This window comes from Dyadobacter sp. UC 10, assembly GCF_008369915.1.
Classification (GTDB): domain Bacteria; phylum Bacteroidota; class Bacteroidia; order Cytophagales; family Spirosomataceae; genus Dyadobacter.
Genome location: NZ_VSRN01000001.1, coordinates 4087899 through 4105503 on the forward strand (window position 1 = coordinate 4087899; position 17605 = coordinate 4105503).

Consider the following 17605-nt stretch of genomic DNA (forward strand, 5'->3'; position numbering starts at 1 on the left):
TATTAACCGTCCCCTAACGAAGTAGCTGTTCTGGTTTCAGTATTTCGGGCCTTTTGTGCTTCCATCGCCTATGGCTCCACAGCCAATTATGCGGCTGGTTTTCGATATCTCTTTGCAGGATGCGCAGCTGAGTTTCGAGGATCGCATTGTTGGGTACTTCTTTGGGTTTGTCCGTGATCGTGCATATTTCTACATGATAGTAGCCGCGCTTGTTGGCCACCTTACTGAAATCTGCATATAATACGGTTAGATTATAACGCCTCGCGATTGTTTCCACTCCCCGGAAAACGCCCGTTTCCTGGTGCAGGAATTGGGTCCAGAACGCCGTTTTAGGATTAGGCGACTGGTCATTTGCCAGTACCACTACATACGGTTTGTCCCGTGGTTTTTGTAGTTCTTTGAAAATATTATCCATGGAAACCAACTTGGCGCCAAAGCGCGTCCGGAGTTCATGAAACCACTGATCGGACGCCTGATTTTGTAGCGGCCTGTATACCACAATGCATTCGTGGGTGAAGCAGAGGGATGAAAAAAGGTTGGCAAGTTCCCAGTTTCCCCGGTGCCCCATCAGATAAATGATATTGGTTTTGCTGTCGTAGTATTTTTCCATCATACCAATGTCCCCTTCGATCCTTTCACGCACGCACTGTGGTGTAGCGGTGCGGAATTTGATCGTTTCAACGATGAGATCTGTGAAGTGGCGATAGAAGTCGTGCGCTATGCAATGCAGCTCCGCCTCGCTTTTCTCAGGAAAACTGTTCCTGAGATTTTCGAAAATCACTTTTTTCCTGTACTTGACCACCCGGAAAACCGACCAGCATAAAAAGTCCGAAAGGCGGAATGCATTTTCCCATGAAAGCCTGGAAATTTGATTCAATAGGACAAACAGAAGTTTAGAAAAGGGTTGTTTCATCGAGACAAAACACACGTTAGCAGGGTTATACTATGTGTAAGTACACGTTGGCATTTGTCTACTATTTTTCTTAAATTCACTCTTTCAAACAATTGCATGAACATGCTGGAAGGATTATTTGATATCAAGAATGATCGGCGTCTGAGTGTTTACCTGTACCGCATGGGGTTTGGAATGTGGCTGATGTACCTGGTACTGGGCGCGCCTGCATTGCATACATATATGCATTACCGTCAGGACTGCGGGCTGCTATCCTTTGCACTGATGATCTTTGGATTCACCGCTTCCATGGTATATGATTATGTACATCACCACGACCAGTATGAAGTCAAGAAAAAGTGGCTGTTCGTGAGTTATCTGATTCTGGCGGGGATTATTTATTTTCTGGAATTTTACCAGAAAGGCAAAATTTTAGACATCAGCTGGTTTTTGAGAATGCTTTAATCTCCCAGCCCCGCAACAGAATTTCCCTGCATGATCTCCGTTACTTTTTGAAGTGAAAGATCCGGTAGTGCCGAAACTTTTCCAATTATCATAATAGCGGGAGAGCCAATGTCGCTCACTTTCGAGAGCGGCAGAATATTGCTGATCTTTCCCGTTACCACCTTTTGATTTTCGAGCGTACCGTTTTGAATAATGGCGATAGGCTCGTCCATCTTATCGAGCTCTGAATACATTAAAACAATTTCTTCCAGCTTATGCAAGCCCATCAGAATGACGACCGTGGCAGAAGACTGTGCCGCGAGGTGCAGGTCTCTGGAGAGTTGGTGCGCTCTCGTAGTGCCGGTAATTACCCAAAAACTTTCGCTTATTCCTCTGGAAGTGAGGGGGATTCCTGCAAGAGCGGGCACTGCGTAACTGCTGGAAATGCCGGGGATAACCTCATATTCAATGCCGAAACCGGCAGCGAAAATCACCTCTTCATAGCCGCGACCGAATATAAATGAATCGCCGCCTTTCAAACGCACCACTTCGCCATATTGTCTGGCTTTTTCGACGATCAGATCGTTGATTTCATCCTGTCCGCAACTGGTTTTTCCAAAGCGTTTGCCAACAAGAATTTTAACGCAATCCTCAGGGCAATAGTCCAGTAGAGCGGGGTGGGCAAGGGAATCGTAAAGCACAACTTTAGCCTTCTGTAAAGCCTTGATGCCCTTTAAGGTGATCAGGTCCGGATCGCCGGGCCCTGCACCGATTAATGTGAGTTTCATGTAGTTTAGCTGTTGGCTGGTAGCCTTTAGCTGTTGGCTATTGGCTATTAGCTATCGGCCTAATGCGGTTAACCTTAATACTTGGGCTAACAGCTTTAAGCCAACCGCTAATAGCTAACAGCTAACAGCCAAATCCTAACTATCTTTTCCGAATGAGAGCTCCTGCAATGCTGGTTCTCCAGTTTCCGCTAATTGTGTCTCGCGTGTGTTGCGGACAAAATCAAGAAACTTACCTGCCGTACCTATGAAGTAGGTAGCAAATGCTTCGGTTGGTTCAAATTTATTAATACTGAAAACCAGCGATTTAAAAGGTGTTTCGGCTTTTTCAGGGAGCAGGAATTCCGCAGGGGTCTCATATTCAAAATCCTGTCCGAAATGTGTTTCAAAATCGTTGACAATACCATATTGTGTGTTGGTATTGACATCTTTGGTCATCAGCAGACCTTTCGCACCGGTAATCAAAACATTATAAGCGTGATAAATTGCATCCGCCCAAACGCCCGATTCGAAATTTTCTTTGGCAAGATTCAATTTCTCCTGACCTTCCGTAATCGTGGTAGCGACAAGATCGATCATCACACTTGCACATTCGCCCACACCGATCTCGGTTTTGAACAGTTCGTCGTGGTCCCAGTCGCGGTAATCGTCGTCCTGCACGGTTGACAAGTCGGCGAGGGGTTTCAATAGTTGAAAGAAATAGTTTTTAGTCTGGCGCTGGTAGTATTGGTTATAATACTCGCCATCATATGCATTGGCCTCAAAATCATTGAAAAGCGTACGCAATACTTCCGGTCCGCGCTTGGTCGGTACTTTAATTACTTTGTCCCCGATCAAACCGACACCATCGCCTGAAAAACCACCGCCCAGCAGGACCTGCAACGCAGGAAGAACCAGTTTGCCGTTCTTGATAGAGCTGCCGTGGAAACCGATATTACAAGCATTATGTTGTCCGCAACCGTTCATGCAGCCGCTTATTTTGATCTTAATATCCTGATTGTAAATCATTTCCGGAAATTCGTCGCGCATTACATCTTCAAGTACGCGGGTGATTCCGTAGCTGCTAGAAATCGCCAGGTTACAAGTATCCGTTCCCGGACAGGTCGTAATGTCCATCGTGCTGTCAAATCCGGGAGCAGCCAATCCAAGTTTGGCAAGTTCGTGATAAATAGCAACCAGGTCTTCCCCTTTTACAAAACGGAGCAGGTAACCCTGATTTACGGTTACGCGGATATCATCCGCCGCATATTGGTGCACCACATTTGCCAGACTGCGGGCAATATCCGAGTGCATATCACCCAATAAAACGCGAAGCTGAACTGCGTGCCAGCCTTTTTGTTTTTGTTCGAAAGTGTTGGTTCTCAGCCATTTTGTGAAAGTATCAAGCTTATCTGAATCAATGCTTTCAGCTGCAATCTTTAAAATGTCCGCCTCACTCAATGAGGCGCGATCGGCGTAGATTACGGATTCAACTTCTTTCGTACCAAACAGGTCGTCAGGAATTTCGAATACCTTGTTTTTAACCGCAGTACGCTCTTCCTCCACTTTCGCCAGCATTTCTTCCAGACCAAGATCGTTCAAAAGAAATTTCATCCGCGCTTTGTGGCGGCGAACCCGCTCTCCGTAGCGATCAAAAACACGTAATAATGCTTCTATAAATGGTATTACATCCTTTTCTTCAAGGAATTCAAATGCAGTTTGTGCCGAGAAAGGCTGCGCGCCTAAGCCGCCGCCAATCAACACTTTATACCCTTTTACAGTCTCTCCTGCTGCATTCACGCCCATTTTCGCGATCAGGCCCACATCGTGGATAAATGCGAGCGCAGTGTCTTTTTCGGAAGACGAGACCGCAATTTTGAATTTCCGTCCCATATCCTGATTGATCGGATTGCGAAGGAAATAAGTGAATATTGAATGCGTGATCGGTGTCACGTCGAAAGGTTCATCAGGATCAATACCTGCGATAGACGACGCTGTTACGTTACGAATCGTATTTCCGCAAGCTTCTTTCAGCGTGATTCCCGCATCTTCCAGGTCAGCCCACAATTGTGGCGAGTCGGAAAGTTTTACAAAGTGCAACTGAATATCCTGACGTGTCGTAGCGTGCAGGTTTCCGGTAGCGAATTTGTCGGAAGTATCAGCAATGCGCACAAGCTGGTCGGCTGTAATGCGTCCGTAAGGTAATTTGATACGGATCATCTGCACTCCCGGCTGGCGCTGACCGTAAACGCCACGTGTCAGACGGAATTTCCGGAAGACTTCCTCCGGCGTCGCGCCCGTATTAAATGCATTGATTTTTTGATTTAAATCAACGATATCACGCTTTGCAACGGCGGATACTTTGTCAGAAATGATTATTTCGCTCATGGTGATATTTCTGGTAATCTAATCGTCTATCGGGATAGTATATTTTAAGGGCCAATGTTGGTGTTGTTACCTACGCCAATGTTGGTGTTGTCACCTAGGCCAATGTTGGTGTTGTCACCAACATTTTCAGTTAGGGTGCCGTTGAAAACACCGACACTGGCTTGCGCCGGCATTACTCAATCATGCAGGCGCCCACAGTAACATTCGAAGTTTCGTCGATCAGGATTGCTGCGCCGTTTGCGCGGTTTTTCTGATAGGGATCGTATGCAATTGGCTGGGCCGTTCTGAGAACGATCCTGGCCACGTCGTTAAGTTTCAGGCTCTCCACTTCATCCAATCTTTCATATGAATTGATATCGATCTGATATTCAATATCCCGGACTGAACAACGCGACCTCGCGGTACCGTGTTGTAGCACGTATTTATTGCCTGCTTTCAGCGTTTTTCTATCATCCATCCAGCAAACCAGCGCTTCAATGTCCTGGCTTACGATCGGGGAATTATTCAAAGAAACAATCGTATCTCCGCGGCTGATATCGATATCATCTTCCAACAATATCGTTACAGATTCTAAAACAGAGGCTTCCTCTATTTCGTTTCCGCCAAATTCTATTTTAGCGATTTTAGATTCCTGTTCCGAAGGCAATACTTTGATCAGGTCGCCTTTTTTGAAGCTGCCGCTTTGTACCCTTCCCGCATAGCCGCGGTAGTCGTGCAACTCGTCAGTTTGAGGGCGTATCACATATTGCACCGCAAAACGTCCGTCTTCCAGGTTCTGATCTTTCAGTACGTTCACATTTTCCAAAACAGAAAGCAGCGTTTCGCCGGTGTACCAGCTCATATTCGCCGATCTCTCAACAATGTTGTCCCCGTTCAATGCACTTACCGGAATGATCGTCAGGTCTTTGATATTCAGTTTCTGCGCAAGTTCCTGGTATGATTTAGCGATCTGAAGAAAAGCATCCTCCGAGTTGCCGACCAGGTCCATTTTATTGATTGCCACAATCACATGAGGTATTCCAAGCATGGAAGCGATCAATGAGTGCCTGCGTGTTTGTTCAACCACACCATGGCGCGCATCTACCAGAATGATTGCCAGATCTGCATTAGAAGCGCCGGTAACCATATTTCTGGTATACTGAATATGCCCTGGTGCATCAATACTGATGAATTTGCGGTTTGGTGTCTGGAAATATTTATAGGCCACATCAATCGTAATTCCCTGCTCGCGCTCCGAACGTAAGCCGTCGGTTAGCAATGCAAGGTCAATCTCTCCCGTATTACGGCTTTTGCTGGCTCTTTCGATGGCCTCCATCTGGTCGGCCAGGATATTTTTTGTGTCAAAAAGCAAGCGACCGATCAAAGTACTTTTTCCGTCGTCAACCGAACCTGCTGTTATAAATCTTAGTAAATCCACTTTTGTAAGTTTAAGTCTATGAGTTTAAAGTCTATGAGTACTGTTTATGAGTGTTTACTTTGAACTCATAAACTCCTGAACTTCTAACTCTATCAAAAATACCCCCCCTTTTTACGATCTTCCATCGCAGCTTCTGTCTGCTGGTCGTCGATGCGGGTTTCGCCGCGTTCGCTGATCCTTGAAATCGTGATTTCGGCTATCACTTCGTCTAAAGTAGCTGCACTCGACTCAACAGCCGCAGTACAGGTCATATCGCCCACAGTTCTGAAACGGACCTGGCGCGTCACAATCTGATCCTCAGGGTCACTTTCAATCACGGGAGTATGGTTCAGCAATTTTCCATCACGCAAAATCAGCTCTCTTTCGTGGGCGAAATAGATGGAAGGCAATTCGATACCCTCTCTTTTCAGGTAAGCCCAAACGTCCAGTTCAGTCCAGTTAGAGATTGGGAAAACGCGTACGTTTTCGCCTTTTTGAATTCGTCCGTTAAACAAATTCCAAAGCTCCGGCCGCTGGCGTTTCGGGTCCCACTGACCAAATTCGTCGCGGAACGAAAAGATACGCTCTTTTGCACGCGCCTTTTCTTCGTCGCGGCGGGCGCCGCCAATGCATGCGTCAAATTCAAATTCTTCGATAGTATCCAGCAAGGTGAAGGTTTGCAGCCAGTTACGACTTGCATTTTTGCCGGTTTGCTCTTTCAGCCCTTTGGCTTTGATCGTGTCTTCCACATATCTCACCACAAGTTTTGCGCCGATTTGCTCGGCAAGCTTGTCGCGGTATTCGATTGCTTCGATAAAATTATGCCCTGTATCCACATGTACGAGCGGAAAAGGGATTTTGCCGGGTGCAAACGCCTTTCTCGCCAGATGTACCAGCGTAATTGAATCCTTCCCACCGGAAAACAGCAAAGCCGGACGCTCAAACTGTCCCGCTACCTCGCGCATAATGTAAATGGCTTCTGCTTCAAGCTGATCCAGATAATCCGGAGCTTTCTTTTCCGCACCTACCGAAGCCTCATTGACTGAAATTGACATGGTTGTTATTTTTCTTTCGAGATTAATGTTGCTTTGGCTATTAGCGGTTAGCTATTAGCTGTCAGCCTTTTTATATTTTATATGCACTTAATTAACGCTGAAAAGCTTGTCGCTAAAAGCTAAAAGCTAAAAGCTAAAAGCTAAAAGCCAAAAGCTATTTCGCATGCAACCCGCATTCTTTCTTCGATTCATCTTCCCACCACCAGCGGCCGGCACGGAAATCTTCGCCTTCCTGGATCGCCCGTGTACAGGGAGCGCAGCCTATGCTTACAAATCCTTTATCGTGTAATGGATTGTAAGGAATACCGTTGGACTTAACATAAGTTTTCACTTCTTCAAAAGACCAGTGCAAAATAGGGTGGAATTTCACCAGCTGGTGCGCTTCGTCCCATTCCAATCTTGGCATATCGTGGCGGTTGCCGGACTGCTTAGCGCGAATGCCCGTTACCCATATTTTCGCACCATTCAATGCACGGTTCAAAGGCTCGACTTTGCGGATGAAGCAGCATTCTTTTCTGTTTTCAACTGAATCGTAAAAACTAAGCGGGCCCTTGGTGCTCACAAGTTCTTCTACGGCCTGCGTTTGCGGATAGTAAACTTTGATCTTGGTGTCGTACCGGTTGTTTGTCTTTTGCAGCGTCATATAAGTCTCGCTGAAAAGCCGGCCAGTGTCCAGCGTGAAAATACTCACGTTCAGGTTATTCTTTAAAATGAGGTCTGAAATAACCTGATCTTCGTATCCCAGGCTGGTTGAAAACACTACTTCGCCAGGAAAAAGGTCAGCCAGAATCGCGAGTGATTCGGTTTCGTTTTTGCCTTCGATAGCGGCGTTTAAAGATGAAATTATTGCTTCGTTCATGGTGTAATTTATATCAAATCAAATCGGGCAACATTGAGAAACCGGTTGTTCAAATGATCGAAATCACCGTCGGTGGTAATCAGCGTCGCGTTTAGCGTACTCGCCACCGCCGCAATCCAAAGATCATTTTTTCCCATATTTCTCGCTGAACAATCCAGCTTTTTATCCGATAACCTTCCCTGACTGAATGCGTCGATTTCGGCATAACGATTTACGATGTCATCAGTCAAGTCAAAAAGTGGAATAAATTGCGTAATTAATTTTTCCAGTTTAGCAATTTTCAGGTTTCCCCAGCCATTCTGAATAGCAAGAGATCGCAATTCACCTATTATTAGGTGCGGGAATCATCACTTGTGTTCCCGATTCAAAAATTCCGAAAGTCTCTTCAATCCGGTACCAGGAGGAATGCTTTCTGAAATAGGTTAAAATGATGTTTGTATCAAGTACATACTTCATTTCGTCAATTGCGAGAGGAGTAGCTCAAGTGGCTCCTGAATGTCCAGTTCGTCCCTCAATCGATCCATTTCTTTTTTATTCAAACCGGTATAGCCTTGTCTCTTGATCTGCTCTTGCAAAGCTTCCTCCGCAGTCCTGTATTTAATCTTAGACCAGGATTCGGCCCGATCTTTCTGCAACTCGTTTGCAATAAATTCTTTCTCCTCCATACCGGCCAATTTTGCAGCCTGCTCGGCAGATACCAGGTCTTTTTCATACAGTTGCCTGGCAATAGAAAGCGAGACTTCCTTATTGCTCAATTCATCCGGTATTTCAATTGTTACAGTGTGCATTATGTAGTTGTTTAAATGGATTACTACTCCAATATATCACTTTTCACCGACACTTCCACGGCGTGCGTGAAATCCTCGATGAGGTCTTCGATGTCTTCCAATCCCACTGAAATTCGGATCAAACCTTCGGTAATACCCAGCGCTTTTTTCTCCTCGGGCTTCAGTTTTGCGTGGGTTGTGGTATTCGGATTGGTCACAATAGTACGTGTATCTCCCAGGTTCGACGACAGTGATGCGATTTCCAATGCATCCATAAAAGCAGCTACTCTTTCAAAGCCGCCTTCCAGCTCAATCGTCACGACTGCCCCGCCTGCTTTCATCTGCTGTTTTGCCAGCTCGTGTTGTGGGTGAGAGGCCAGAAATGGATACTTAACCTGTTTCACGTCAGGATGCTTTTCCAGGGCTTGCGCGAGCTGTAATGCATTCGACGCGTGCTTTTCCATCCTGAGGTTCAGGGTTTCAAGACTTTTGCTCAAAACCCACGCATTGAACGGAGACATAGATGGTCCCGTCTGGCGACAGAAAAATCGTAACTCTTTGATATATTCTTTTTTACCGACAACTACACCGCCCAAAACACGTCCCTGACCATCCATGAACTTGGTTGCTGAATGCAAAACCAAATCCGCGCCATAGTCGGCAGGAGTTTGCAATGCGGGTGATGCAAAGCAATTATCTACATTAAAAATGATATTGTGTTTTTTGCAAATGCGCCCGATCATCGCAAGATCAACGAGGTCGAGGCCCGGATTAGAAGGCGTTTCCAGGTAAATCATCCGGGTATTAGGCTGAACCGCCGCTTCCCAATCCGCCTCCGATGCATCGGCGTCCAGGTAAGTGTGGGTAATACCCCATTTGCTCAAAATCTGAGTAATAACCTGATGCGCAGAACCAAACAATGCGCGACAAGCCACGATGTGGTCGCCCGTTTTCAACAAAGCCGCCATACTCGCAAATACCGCCGCCATTCCGGTAGCAGTAGCCACACCATCTTCGCAGTCTTCAAGAATGCAGACTTTGTCTACAAATTCCTGTACACTCGGATTGGAAAACCGGCTGTATATATTTCCGGCCTCAGTTTCTTCGAAAAGCGCCTTCCCTTGCTCAGCGCTCTCGAATGTAAAGCTGCTGGTCAGAAACAGGGGTGTGGAATGCTCACGATACTTTGTTTTGCTCGTTTGGGTCCGTATTGCTTTGGTTTGTTTTTTCATTTGCAGGCTGTTGGCTTTTGGCTTTTAGCAATTAGGTTTTAGCTATCGGCTTTTGGCCTTTTTTATTTCAGTAATATATAAATCTCGTAGTATCGTTGTTCAACTCAAAACAAACCCCCGAAGCGTCCACAGCCAATAGCTAACGGCTAACAGCTAATCGCTAACACCTACAAGTCCGTCAAAACCATATAAATAATCCTGATGCTCACAATAACGACGATTGTTCCGACCATGATCATCATCGTTTTAATCGGCAGGCGGCGTGAGAGGTTTGCGGCGATAGGGGCGGCTACCATTCCTCCCAAAATCAATCCCAAAACTACCTGCCAGTGCGAAAATCCGATGATACTGATAAAGGTGATCGAGCTCGCCAGCGACACAAAAAATTCAGCCAGGTTTACCGAGCCAATGGTATATTTCGGGTGACGTCCCCGGGCGATCAGCGTGGAAGTTACAATCGGCCCCCAGCCACCGCCTCCTATCGAATCAAGCGTCCCACCTGCCATTGCAAGCCAGCCGATTTTCCGGATCGGCTTTTTCTCAACCCGCTTTTTTAACGCTTTCTGTATGATAAGAATTCCCAGGATTAGCGTATATACGGCGACTAATGGTTTAATAATATAAATATATTGTTCAAGGGAAGACAACAAATAAGCGCCGGTAATTGCGCCCAGCACACCGGGGAACAAAATCTTCTTGAAAAGCTTGCTGTTGACATTTCCGAATTTCAGGTGCATGTATCCCGAAACACCACTTGTGAATATCTCAGAACTATGCACACTCGCGCTAACGGCAGATGGAGGCACACCCAGGGTGAGCAAAAAAGTGGCTGCTGTAACCCCATAAGCCATACCCAGGGCCCCGTCGATCATCTGGGCCACAAAGCCGCCCAAAACATAGTAGAAGAAATTTTCATTCAGTTCGAGCTCGTTCCAGAGGATCGTGAGACGGTCGTAGGTGAAGAATGTGAAGATCAGGTGACCGACGATCATCAGCGCAATGGCAGAAAAAATATTAACGGCTACTTCCGTCCGGCTTCTTTTCCTGATCGTGGCAGCCCATACTTTCTGCTGGATGGTTTCCCAGGTAAGCGGTGTCTTTGTATGATTTTTCGAAGCTCTGTTTTCAGAAATTGCTGCGGGAATTGTGGCAGTACTGTTGAACCGGACATCAGATTCTTCCGGTAAGTCGCGAAGATAAACTACCTGTCCCTTTTCCCTGGCCAGCGCTGCCAGTCGCCTGTCTTCGTCCGGATTTCCGCTAGCAATGTACGCTACGTGAAGAGATTCCCAGTCGTTTGCTGAGCTCATATCCGATGAGGGTGTTAAATCCGCCGCTTCCTTCAAAGTCTATTAAGTATACTATTCTGGTAGAGTAATTTAGGGTGGCAAAGTTAAAGTCTAATTATTAAAATTCAAAGGAACAGGGAGAGCACATATCGATCCTGCGCTCCTTCCCCTGATTTTGTCAGAAAAGAAAATTGCGAACTGTCAGCCTTGAAAACAGACGCGGATCAATAACAGCGAACTTCAAAAATTGCAGCAGGTACGTGCTCATTTTTGCTTAATATTGTCAGATGCAGTGACTTTGTCTCGACCGGCGTATCTAACGATATGGTTCTTTTGGTCTGATGATTCCCTTCTATTTTTCCAATAACCTGTCCATTTTCATCCGCGATTTTCAGATCACACACGCAAAAGGGCATAACCGTTTCCGGATGCACATAAATCACATTCTCCATCGGGTGGTCCGAATCGGTGTCAAATACAAGCTCAATTCTCGAAATCGTCACCGGTTCCTGCCATTCGATTTTTACCGAAGGATTTTTGTCAGCGAAATCTGCTACCCAGGCATTAGGCGAAGAAATCGGCCTGTGCAGTCCGTTACAAAGATTTTTTGGCTCAAATAAAGAAATAGGCGCGCTGAGGCGAAAAGCGAGATTGCGACCTGCGGGCCTGCGTTGGGGACACCAGAATTCAAAAGTATCAACGCCCAGATCCTCCGTTGGTTCCTGCTTTCCATAGTTGGAAACAGCCGGGTTCGTCGCGTTGAAAACGGTCAGCAGCCCGGTCACTCGTTCATCGGAATACTGGACTTTCACACTCTTGTTTTTCATCAGACAAACAAAAACATAACAACTCTCCGGCATATTCGCCAACCATTCCAGCGTAAGCTCATGTTTTCCGGCTGTAAGTTGAACAGATTTGGTTTCCAGCGTTACGTCGGGCGTGTGATTGAAAACCTCACTGCTTTTGCGCAATTCCACTTCCAGTACCGTATTTTCCAAAGCCTCGACCTGGATCGTGACGGCGGGAACTGCACCGGCCACAGGCAGCATTTGCGCAACGGAATGCTCGATCGCAAGCCAGTGCCCCGAGCCTGAAAGTTCGGTCAAATGGAGACTGGACGACGCAGTAATCGTCGCCTTTTGGGCCAAGTCAGCAGGGTCTGTTATTTGCGTTTGAGGTAGATATTGGCCTGATCGCCAGAGTTCCAGCTGATATTCTTCCAAATGCTGCGTACCTACTTCGCGGGGCGTGCAATTGTATTTTTTAGCAAGCGCAGCGGCGATCCCAACTGCCTGTCCTCCCACTGCACTTGTGGCCATGACACGGGTTGAGGCAAACGCGACGTGCGTAGCGCTGATAATGCGCCCGGCAATGAAGAGGTTACTGATGTTTTTGCTATAATAACACCTGTAAGGAATGCTGTATACGCCTTTACTGTGCCACTGGTTACAGCCTGACTGGTCGCTGTACACGCCGTCGGCAGGATGGAGGTCGAGGCTCCATCCGCCGAACGCCGCGGTATCTTCAAATGCAGTTTGCTTAACAATATCCTGTTGTTTGATCAGATAGTCACCTTCAAACCGGCGACTTTCGCGTTTTCCCGGAATGGTACCCACCCATTCCAGGGTCATATTTTCAGACTCGGGAAACTCCCCCGAATTTTTAATATAATTCCAGGCTCCGTAGACCACTCGCCACAATTCCCACTTGATCTGTTCGGTGTCGTGCACCGTGTCCAGTCGCCCTCCGAATTCCAGCCACCAGAGACGGCAGCCGAAATCTTTTGGGTTAAAGGTCTTATATCTCGGAATTTCAGTAATGTCCTGCAAAGCATAGGAGGGTGGAATAAACTTTACCGGCCGGCCTATATCTTTGGAATAGAAGTACATAGAGTGCCCAAGGAGTTCGCCGTAAGCTTTGTCCGGTGCAAATTTTTCTCCAAATTCCTCCATCGATTCAGCGCCCATTCTGAATGCCGCGCCGGCCAGGAAACCGACAATCCCATCGCCGGAAGCGTCGCAGAATAGCGGTGCGGAAAGTACATATTTTGTACTGTTCTGACTGCAAAAAGCGTAGACGGTGTCTATTTCGTCCGCATTCGGTTTTTTATCAAGATCAAAAACCGCGGTGTTCAATAATAGGGTGATATTTTTTTCCTGAACTACTTTTTCCAATAATACCGTGTCGAAAATAAGCGGGTTACCGTCGGGATTCCGGTAAATGTTTTCGAGCATAATCTCGTCGATCACCCCGCCCTCGCGTGCCCAGCGATTGTTGTTGCCCATGTGCGATGTGGCGCCAAGAATCCAAAGCCGGACTTCGCTGGAACAGTTTCCACCCAAAACCGGCCTGTCCTGTACCAGAATCACTTTTAATCCCGCACGGGCAGCGGTAATTGCTGCACAGGTACCCGTTAATCCTCCTCCTACAATCACCAGATCAGCCGCAGATTCAATGGTTTTCGGTGTTCTTTTCGCAGAAGCTTCTTCTTGTATCATTTTGTTAAATTTTTTTACGTCAATGGCTCAAAGCGAGGCGCTTTATTCCAATGCAAATTCAGCTTCCGTCGCAAGGAAACCCGTTGGTTTATAGATCGAAATATGCGCTTTCCCTTCAAAGCCCCGGACCGGAACAAGTACTTCCCTGCTCTCGCCGGGGTTTAGTTCGGGTATACTCACCTTTGTGTCCGAAGTTTTGATGTAGTACCCGGATAGCCTGCGCGCAGGGAAATCAGCCCGTGCTGTAACTTTAATAGTCAAGGCGCTAGTGCCTTGCTCTCCTGACCGGTAGCTGACCTTTTCAACCGTTAACGGCGACATTTCCTCCTGATGAACCTTGTAGGCGCGGCGTGGAGAACGGTCCGGACCTACGATTCCCCACGGGCGAAAGCCATTTACATTGGTGCCGAATAATTTGCTGCGATAATCATTGTAAGTCCACCACGAAGCTCCGGCTACGTAAGGTCTTTTGCGGATTTCGGCCATTACGTCCCTGATATGCTGCGCCTGATATGCCTCGCCTCCGTTTCCGTCCGAGCGCGTACCCCATTCGCTGATAAATACAGGCTTATCAGGATATAGTTTGTGAATATGATCGAGTGATTTGGCATGCCCGCCATAGGTGTTGGTCGATACAAAATCGACATACTGACTTGCTTCGTCCTCCGGTTTCGCTGGCAATGCATTGAGCCTCATCGTAGCGAAAGTATATAGCCGCGTAGGGTCAACCTCCCTGGCGAATGCAATCATGTCCTTCGTCCAGCGCTGACCAGCGGGTTCTTCGGACAGATATTCATTGCCAACGCTGTAAGCGATCACACTCGGGTGGTTCCAGTCGCGCTCAGCCATTTCCCGGAACTGAGATTTGAAATTGGCGCGCATGGAATCATTGTCCATTTGCTTGCCGGTAAGCTGCCAGTTACCCACTTCGGTGATGATCAGCATACCGTATTTATCTGCGAGGTCATAATAATATTCGGCCGGTGTATAATGCGTCAGGCGCTGGAATTCCATACCGGCTTCTTTCATCAGGCGGAAATCTTTTTCTACAAGCCAGTCCGGCTCCATGGAACCGAGGCCGGGATAATCCAGTACGCGGTTGCCACCTCCCACTTTCAGCGGCTTGCCATTGAGGAGGATCTGTGCGTCGCGGATTTCGATTTTTCGGATGCCAAACTTTGAGCCGATCGAGTCGGAGCCCACGTTAGCTTTCAGTTCGTATAAATTTGGCTGGTCGAGATACCAAAGCTTTACCTGCGAGGCTGGAATGCTGGCTTCTGCCTCAACAAGGGCAGTTAGGCCGGCCGGGATGCTGGTCGGTTTTGTTTTCCATTTCAATGCGAGAGGTTTTTTGTCATGAAAGACCGAGATATCTACTTTTGGCGCAGCTGCATTTTGAGAAGCGTTTTTCACACGAATCCTCGCAGTAATGCTCGCAGAGTTTTTAGAAAGATCGGGTGTTGTTTCAATCTTGATATTTTCAGCATAAACCTCCGGCTCGATCGTCAGGTAAACCGGACGGATCAGTCCCCCATAATTCACCCAGCCGACAAACGAATCATTGACATCACCATTATCCTTTACCCCCGGGATGGTGTTCGTTTTCCACGTATTATTGTTGACTGCAACCACCAGCTCGTTCCCACCTTCTTTCAACAAAGAAGTTACATCAAAGCTAAATGGCGTATAGCCACCTTCATGCTCGCCGACTTTTTGACCGTTCAGCCATACATAAGTCTTATAATAAGCTGCATCAAAATGAAGGATTATACGCTTGCCGGAGGTTGGTTTCCATGGAAACGATTTACGGTACCAGGCTGTTCCGGTGTAAAATTCATAGCGCGGATCCGTCGAGAAGCAATGTGGCACGGTTACGATATCCTGTCGCGAAGATTTGGCCACGCCTTCTTTATACCATTGATTCGACAGTCCAAGCTCGGCCGGGTCGAGCACAAACATCCAGTCCCCATTCAGCGATATCGCCCCGGGATCTTTAATATGATACTGCGCGAAGCCGTTTTGAGAGATCCAGCAAGCAACGATCAGAAGCAGCGTTCTAAATTTGTTGTTCATAAAATGCGTTAAGGAATTCGAAAAGGATTATAAGTAAAGAGTCATTCGTGCGGATGATTTTCTTGAATTGGTAAAATCTCGCCAACACTAACTTTCCGGGACGCTACAAATGGAATCAATGCCGAAAACAGCACGACGGTGGCTACGACGGCGGTGACGATGGTTCCGGAGGTGGTCATTACACTCAGTATAAAAAGCATCACAGCGGTAAAAAGCAATGCACCCGTAATAACGCGGAGGCCGAAACGGTTCTGACGTTTGATCTCAATCGCCTCTTCTTCATTGATTTCCAGTGCATCAATGCGCTTTTGTTCTTTGGTTTCCAGATAGGTCAGATATTCCTTTGCTATGACGTCTTTAGAGCGCGCCCAAAGTTCATAGGCGAGTAAAAGTGCCAGTGGAAGCCCCACGCCGACGATCGTTTCCATTCCTCTCGATAGTTTGAAATCCAGCAGGAGCGGGGCCAGAATTTTGAAAAACAGGTTAACCGAAAGTCCGATCCCGGTTACCCATAACGTGACGGTGCTATTCAGCCTTTTGGAAAAAAGCGCCCATAGCGGCGGCGCCAGAAGCGGACCGCCAGAAATCGCTGAAATGCTCAAAACCACTTCCACAATACCTCCCGCCGCCGGAACCAGCAATGCAATGCCGATCATTCCCAAACCAAAAAACCAGGAGGAACCACGCGCCACCCGGATCAGCTGCTTGTCGGAAGCTTTCGGGTTGACCATACCTTTATAAATGTCATTGGTAAAAACAGCCGACACGACATTTAATGCTGTATTGGCGCTGGCCGAGGTAGAAAAGTACATTCCGGTGAGCATCAAGCCCAATAGTCCCGGAGGCAGTACCAGTTTGCAGATCATCAGGTACGCATTTTCGGTGTCCAGGCCGGTTAATGCAGGGTTGATCGCCTTGTAGATCATCGGCGGCAGCATCCAGATGATTGGACTGATCAGGTATAAGCCAGCAAAGAGCCATGCCACTTTTTTAGCCGATTTTTCACTATCCACACTTGTATAACGCTGTACCATCGTCCAGTTTCCGCCAATGTAACAGATGTGGTAAATGACAAATGCGGCGACGAAGCCAAGGGTATATTCACCATTCAAGAGATTGAAAAAATCGTCAGGAACTGCTTGGGTGAAACCTTCCCAGCCACCAACTTTATCAAAAGACAATGGAAGCAGAATGAACACGGCGGCCGACAAAACCACAAACTGCAGAATGTCCGTCACCATTACTGCCCAAAGGCCGCCTACCGCGGTATAAGCAATCATAAAAAGCCCCAATCCAACGGTACAAGGAACTAATGGTAAGTCCAGCGAGGCACTCACAAGCTTGGCGACAGGGTATAGAACCGAGCCTTTTATAAAGACAGAAACCAATGTAAAGATGAAGATATAAGTCTTCTGAACAGGTAAGCCAAGTCGCTCCCGAATGAATTCTGCCGCTGTTAACGCACCTGTTCTCTTCCAGCGTGGCGCCAGATACAGTGCGGTAATCAGTGCACCAATGCACATAGTCCATTGGATGGTAATGGCAACCCAGCCATGTTTATAAGCTATTGATCCCCAGGCTACGAATGTTCCCGCGGAAAAAAAACTCATAAAAAGTGATAACCCACCGATAAACCAAGGAACCGCCTCCCCACCCGCAAAAAAGGATTTCAGATTCCGCCCCGTCCGGGCGAAAAGCATTCCGATCCCCAATACGAACGCTGAGAAAACGAGGATGACGATTGTATCAATTGAGCTATTCATATTTATGATTATTCGTCATCTGAAGATGACGGGTATTGAATTGAGATTGATTTATGATTATCCGTCGTCTGAAGATGACGGGAATTGAATTGAAATTGATTTATGATTGTCCGTCGTCTGAAGACGACGGGAATTGATTAGAGATTATCAATCAATAGCCGCCGCCTTCAGGCGACGGAAACAGA

General features: G+C 47.1%; 14 protein-coding genes. 1 reads left to right on the forward strand and 13 read right to left on the reverse strand.

What is annotated here, in order from left to right; genetic code table 11:
* Positions 1-13: 13 nt before the first annotated feature.
* Positions 14-877, reverse strand: a complete 864-nt coding sequence (locus FXO21_RS16995) for a lysophospholipid acyltransferase family protein (protein WP_192579231.1) — start codon at positions 875-877, stop codon at positions 14-16.
* Between the two features lie 132 nt (positions 878-1009).
* On the opposite strand from FXO21_RS16995, the gene FXO21_RS17000 reads away from it, so the two are divergent.
* Positions 1010-1357 (forward strand): hypothetical protein, encoded by a 348-nt coding sequence (locus tag FXO21_RS17000; protein WP_409014756.1) that lies wholly within the window; start codon positions 1010-1012, stop codon positions 1355-1357.
* Here the strand turns inward: FXO21_RS17000 and cobA are convergent.
* From cobA to FXO21_RS17060, 12 genes are all read right to left on the reverse strand, one after another.
* A complete protein-coding gene (gene cobA / locus FXO21_RS17005; protein ID WP_149641199.1) occupies positions 1354-2124 on the reverse strand; it encodes a uroporphyrinogen-III C-methyltransferase in 771 nt (256 codons plus the stop codon). The genes FXO21_RS17000 and cobA overlap by 4 nt on opposite strands.
* A 135-nt stretch (positions 2125-2259) precedes the next feature.
* Positions 2260-4488, reverse strand: coding sequence for a HEPN domain-containing protein (locus FXO21_RS17010; RefSeq protein WP_149641200.1), 2229 nt, complete (start codon positions 4486-4488; stop codon positions 2260-2262).
* A 172-nt stretch (positions 4489-4660) separates the two neighbouring features.
* Positions 4661-5905 carry a sulfate adenylyltransferase subunit 1 gene (locus FXO21_RS17015; RefSeq protein WP_149641201.1) on the reverse strand — a complete coding sequence of 415 codons (1245 nt, stop codon included), beginning with the start codon at positions 5903-5905 and terminating at the stop codon, positions 4661-4663.
* A gap of 92 nt (positions 5906-5997) precedes the next feature.
* Positions 5998-6939 carry a sulfate adenylyltransferase subunit CysD gene (gene cysD / locus FXO21_RS17020; RefSeq protein ID WP_149641202.1) on the reverse strand — a complete coding sequence of 314 codons (942 nt, stop codon included), beginning with the start codon at positions 6937-6939 and terminating at the stop codon, positions 5998-6000.
* Positions 6940-7093: 154 nt separating this feature from the next.
* Positions 7094-7798, reverse strand: coding sequence for a phosphoadenylyl-sulfate reductase (locus FXO21_RS17025; protein ID WP_149641203.1), 705 nt, complete (start codon positions 7796-7798; stop codon positions 7094-7096).
* Positions 7799-7806: 8 nt separating this feature from the next.
* The gene (locus FXO21_RS17030; RefSeq protein WP_149641204.1) at positions 7807-8130 is read right to left on the reverse strand and encodes a PIN domain-containing protein; all 324 of its coding nucleotides are present in this window, start codon (positions 8128-8130) and stop codon (positions 7807-7809) included.
* 120 nt (positions 8131-8250) lie between these two features.
* The gene (locus FXO21_RS17035) at positions 8251-8586 is read right to left on the reverse strand and encodes a UPF0175 family protein (RefSeq protein ID WP_149641205.1); all 336 of its coding nucleotides are present in this window, start codon (positions 8584-8586) and stop codon (positions 8251-8253) included.
* A 23-nt stretch (positions 8587-8609) separates the two neighbouring features.
* On the reverse strand, positions 8610-9797 hold the full coding sequence (locus FXO21_RS17040; RefSeq protein WP_149641206.1) for a trans-sulfuration enzyme family protein: 1188 nt from the start codon (positions 9795-9797) through the stop codon (positions 8610-8612).
* 167 nt (positions 9798-9964) lie between these two features.
* Entirely contained in the window at positions 9965-11107 is a 1143-nt protein-coding gene (locus tag FXO21_RS17045) for a TSUP family transporter (RefSeq protein ID WP_225865725.1), read from the reverse strand.
* Positions 11108-11310: 203 nt separating this feature from the next.
* Positions 11311-13584, reverse strand: a complete 2274-nt coding sequence (locus tag FXO21_RS17050; RefSeq protein ID WP_149641207.1) for an FAD-dependent oxidoreductase — start codon at positions 13582-13584, stop codon at positions 11311-11313.
* Positions 13585-13626: 42 nt separating this feature from the next.
* A complete protein-coding gene (locus tag FXO21_RS17055; protein WP_149641208.1) occupies positions 13627-15657 on the reverse strand; it encodes a glycoside hydrolase family 2 protein in 2031 nt (676 codons plus the stop codon).
* Positions 15658-15698: 41 nt separating this feature from the next.
* Positions 15699-17420, reverse strand: coding sequence for a sodium:solute symporter family protein (locus FXO21_RS17060; protein WP_149641209.1), 1722 nt, complete (start codon positions 17418-17420; stop codon positions 15699-15701).
* Positions 17421-17605 lie beyond the last annotated feature (185 nt).

What these genes read in the sequence shown, in the direction of transcription:
- FXO21_RS17000 (WP_409014756.1), top strand. Translation starts at nt 1,010, where the DNA reads ATGAACATGCTGGAAGGATTATTTGATATCAAGAATGATCGGCGTCTG.
- cobA (WP_149641199.1), bottom strand. Translation starts at nt 2,124, where the DNA reads ATGAAACTCACATTAATCGGTGCAGGGCCCGGCGATCCGGACCTGATC.
- FXO21_RS17010 (WP_149641200.1), bottom strand. Translation starts at nt 4,488, where the DNA reads ATGAGCGAAATAATCATTTCTGACAAAGTATCCGCCGTTGCAAAGCGT.
- cysD (WP_149641202.1), bottom strand. Translation starts at nt 6,939, where the DNA reads ATGTCAATTTCAGTCAATGAGGCTTCGGTAGGTGCGGAAAAGAAAGCT.
- FXO21_RS17025 (WP_149641203.1), bottom strand. Translation starts at nt 7,798, where the DNA reads ATGAACGAAGCAATAATTTCATCTTTAAACGCCGCTATCGAAGGCAAA.
- FXO21_RS17035 (WP_149641205.1), bottom strand. Translation starts at nt 8,586, where the DNA reads ATGCACACTGTAACAATTGAAATACCGGATGAATTGAGCAATAAGGAA.
- FXO21_RS17040 (WP_149641206.1), bottom strand. Translation starts at nt 9,797, where the DNA reads ATGAAAAAACAAACCAAAGCAATACGGACCCAAACGAGCAAAACAAAG.
- FXO21_RS17045 (WP_225865725.1), bottom strand. Translation starts at nt 11,107, where the DNA reads ATGAGCTCAGCAAACGACTGGGAATCTCTTCACGTAGCGTACATTGCT.
- FXO21_RS17050 (WP_149641207.1), bottom strand. Translation starts at nt 13,584, where the DNA reads ATGATACAAGAAGAAGCTTCTGCGAAAAGAACACCGAAAACCATTGAA.
- FXO21_RS17055 (WP_149641208.1), bottom strand. Translation starts at nt 15,657, where the DNA reads ATGAACAACAAATTTAGAACGCTGCTTCTGATCGTTGCTTGCTGGATC.
- FXO21_RS17060 (WP_149641209.1), bottom strand. Translation starts at nt 17,420, where the DNA reads ATGAATAGCTCAATTGATACAATCGTCATCCTCGTTTTCTCAGCGTTC.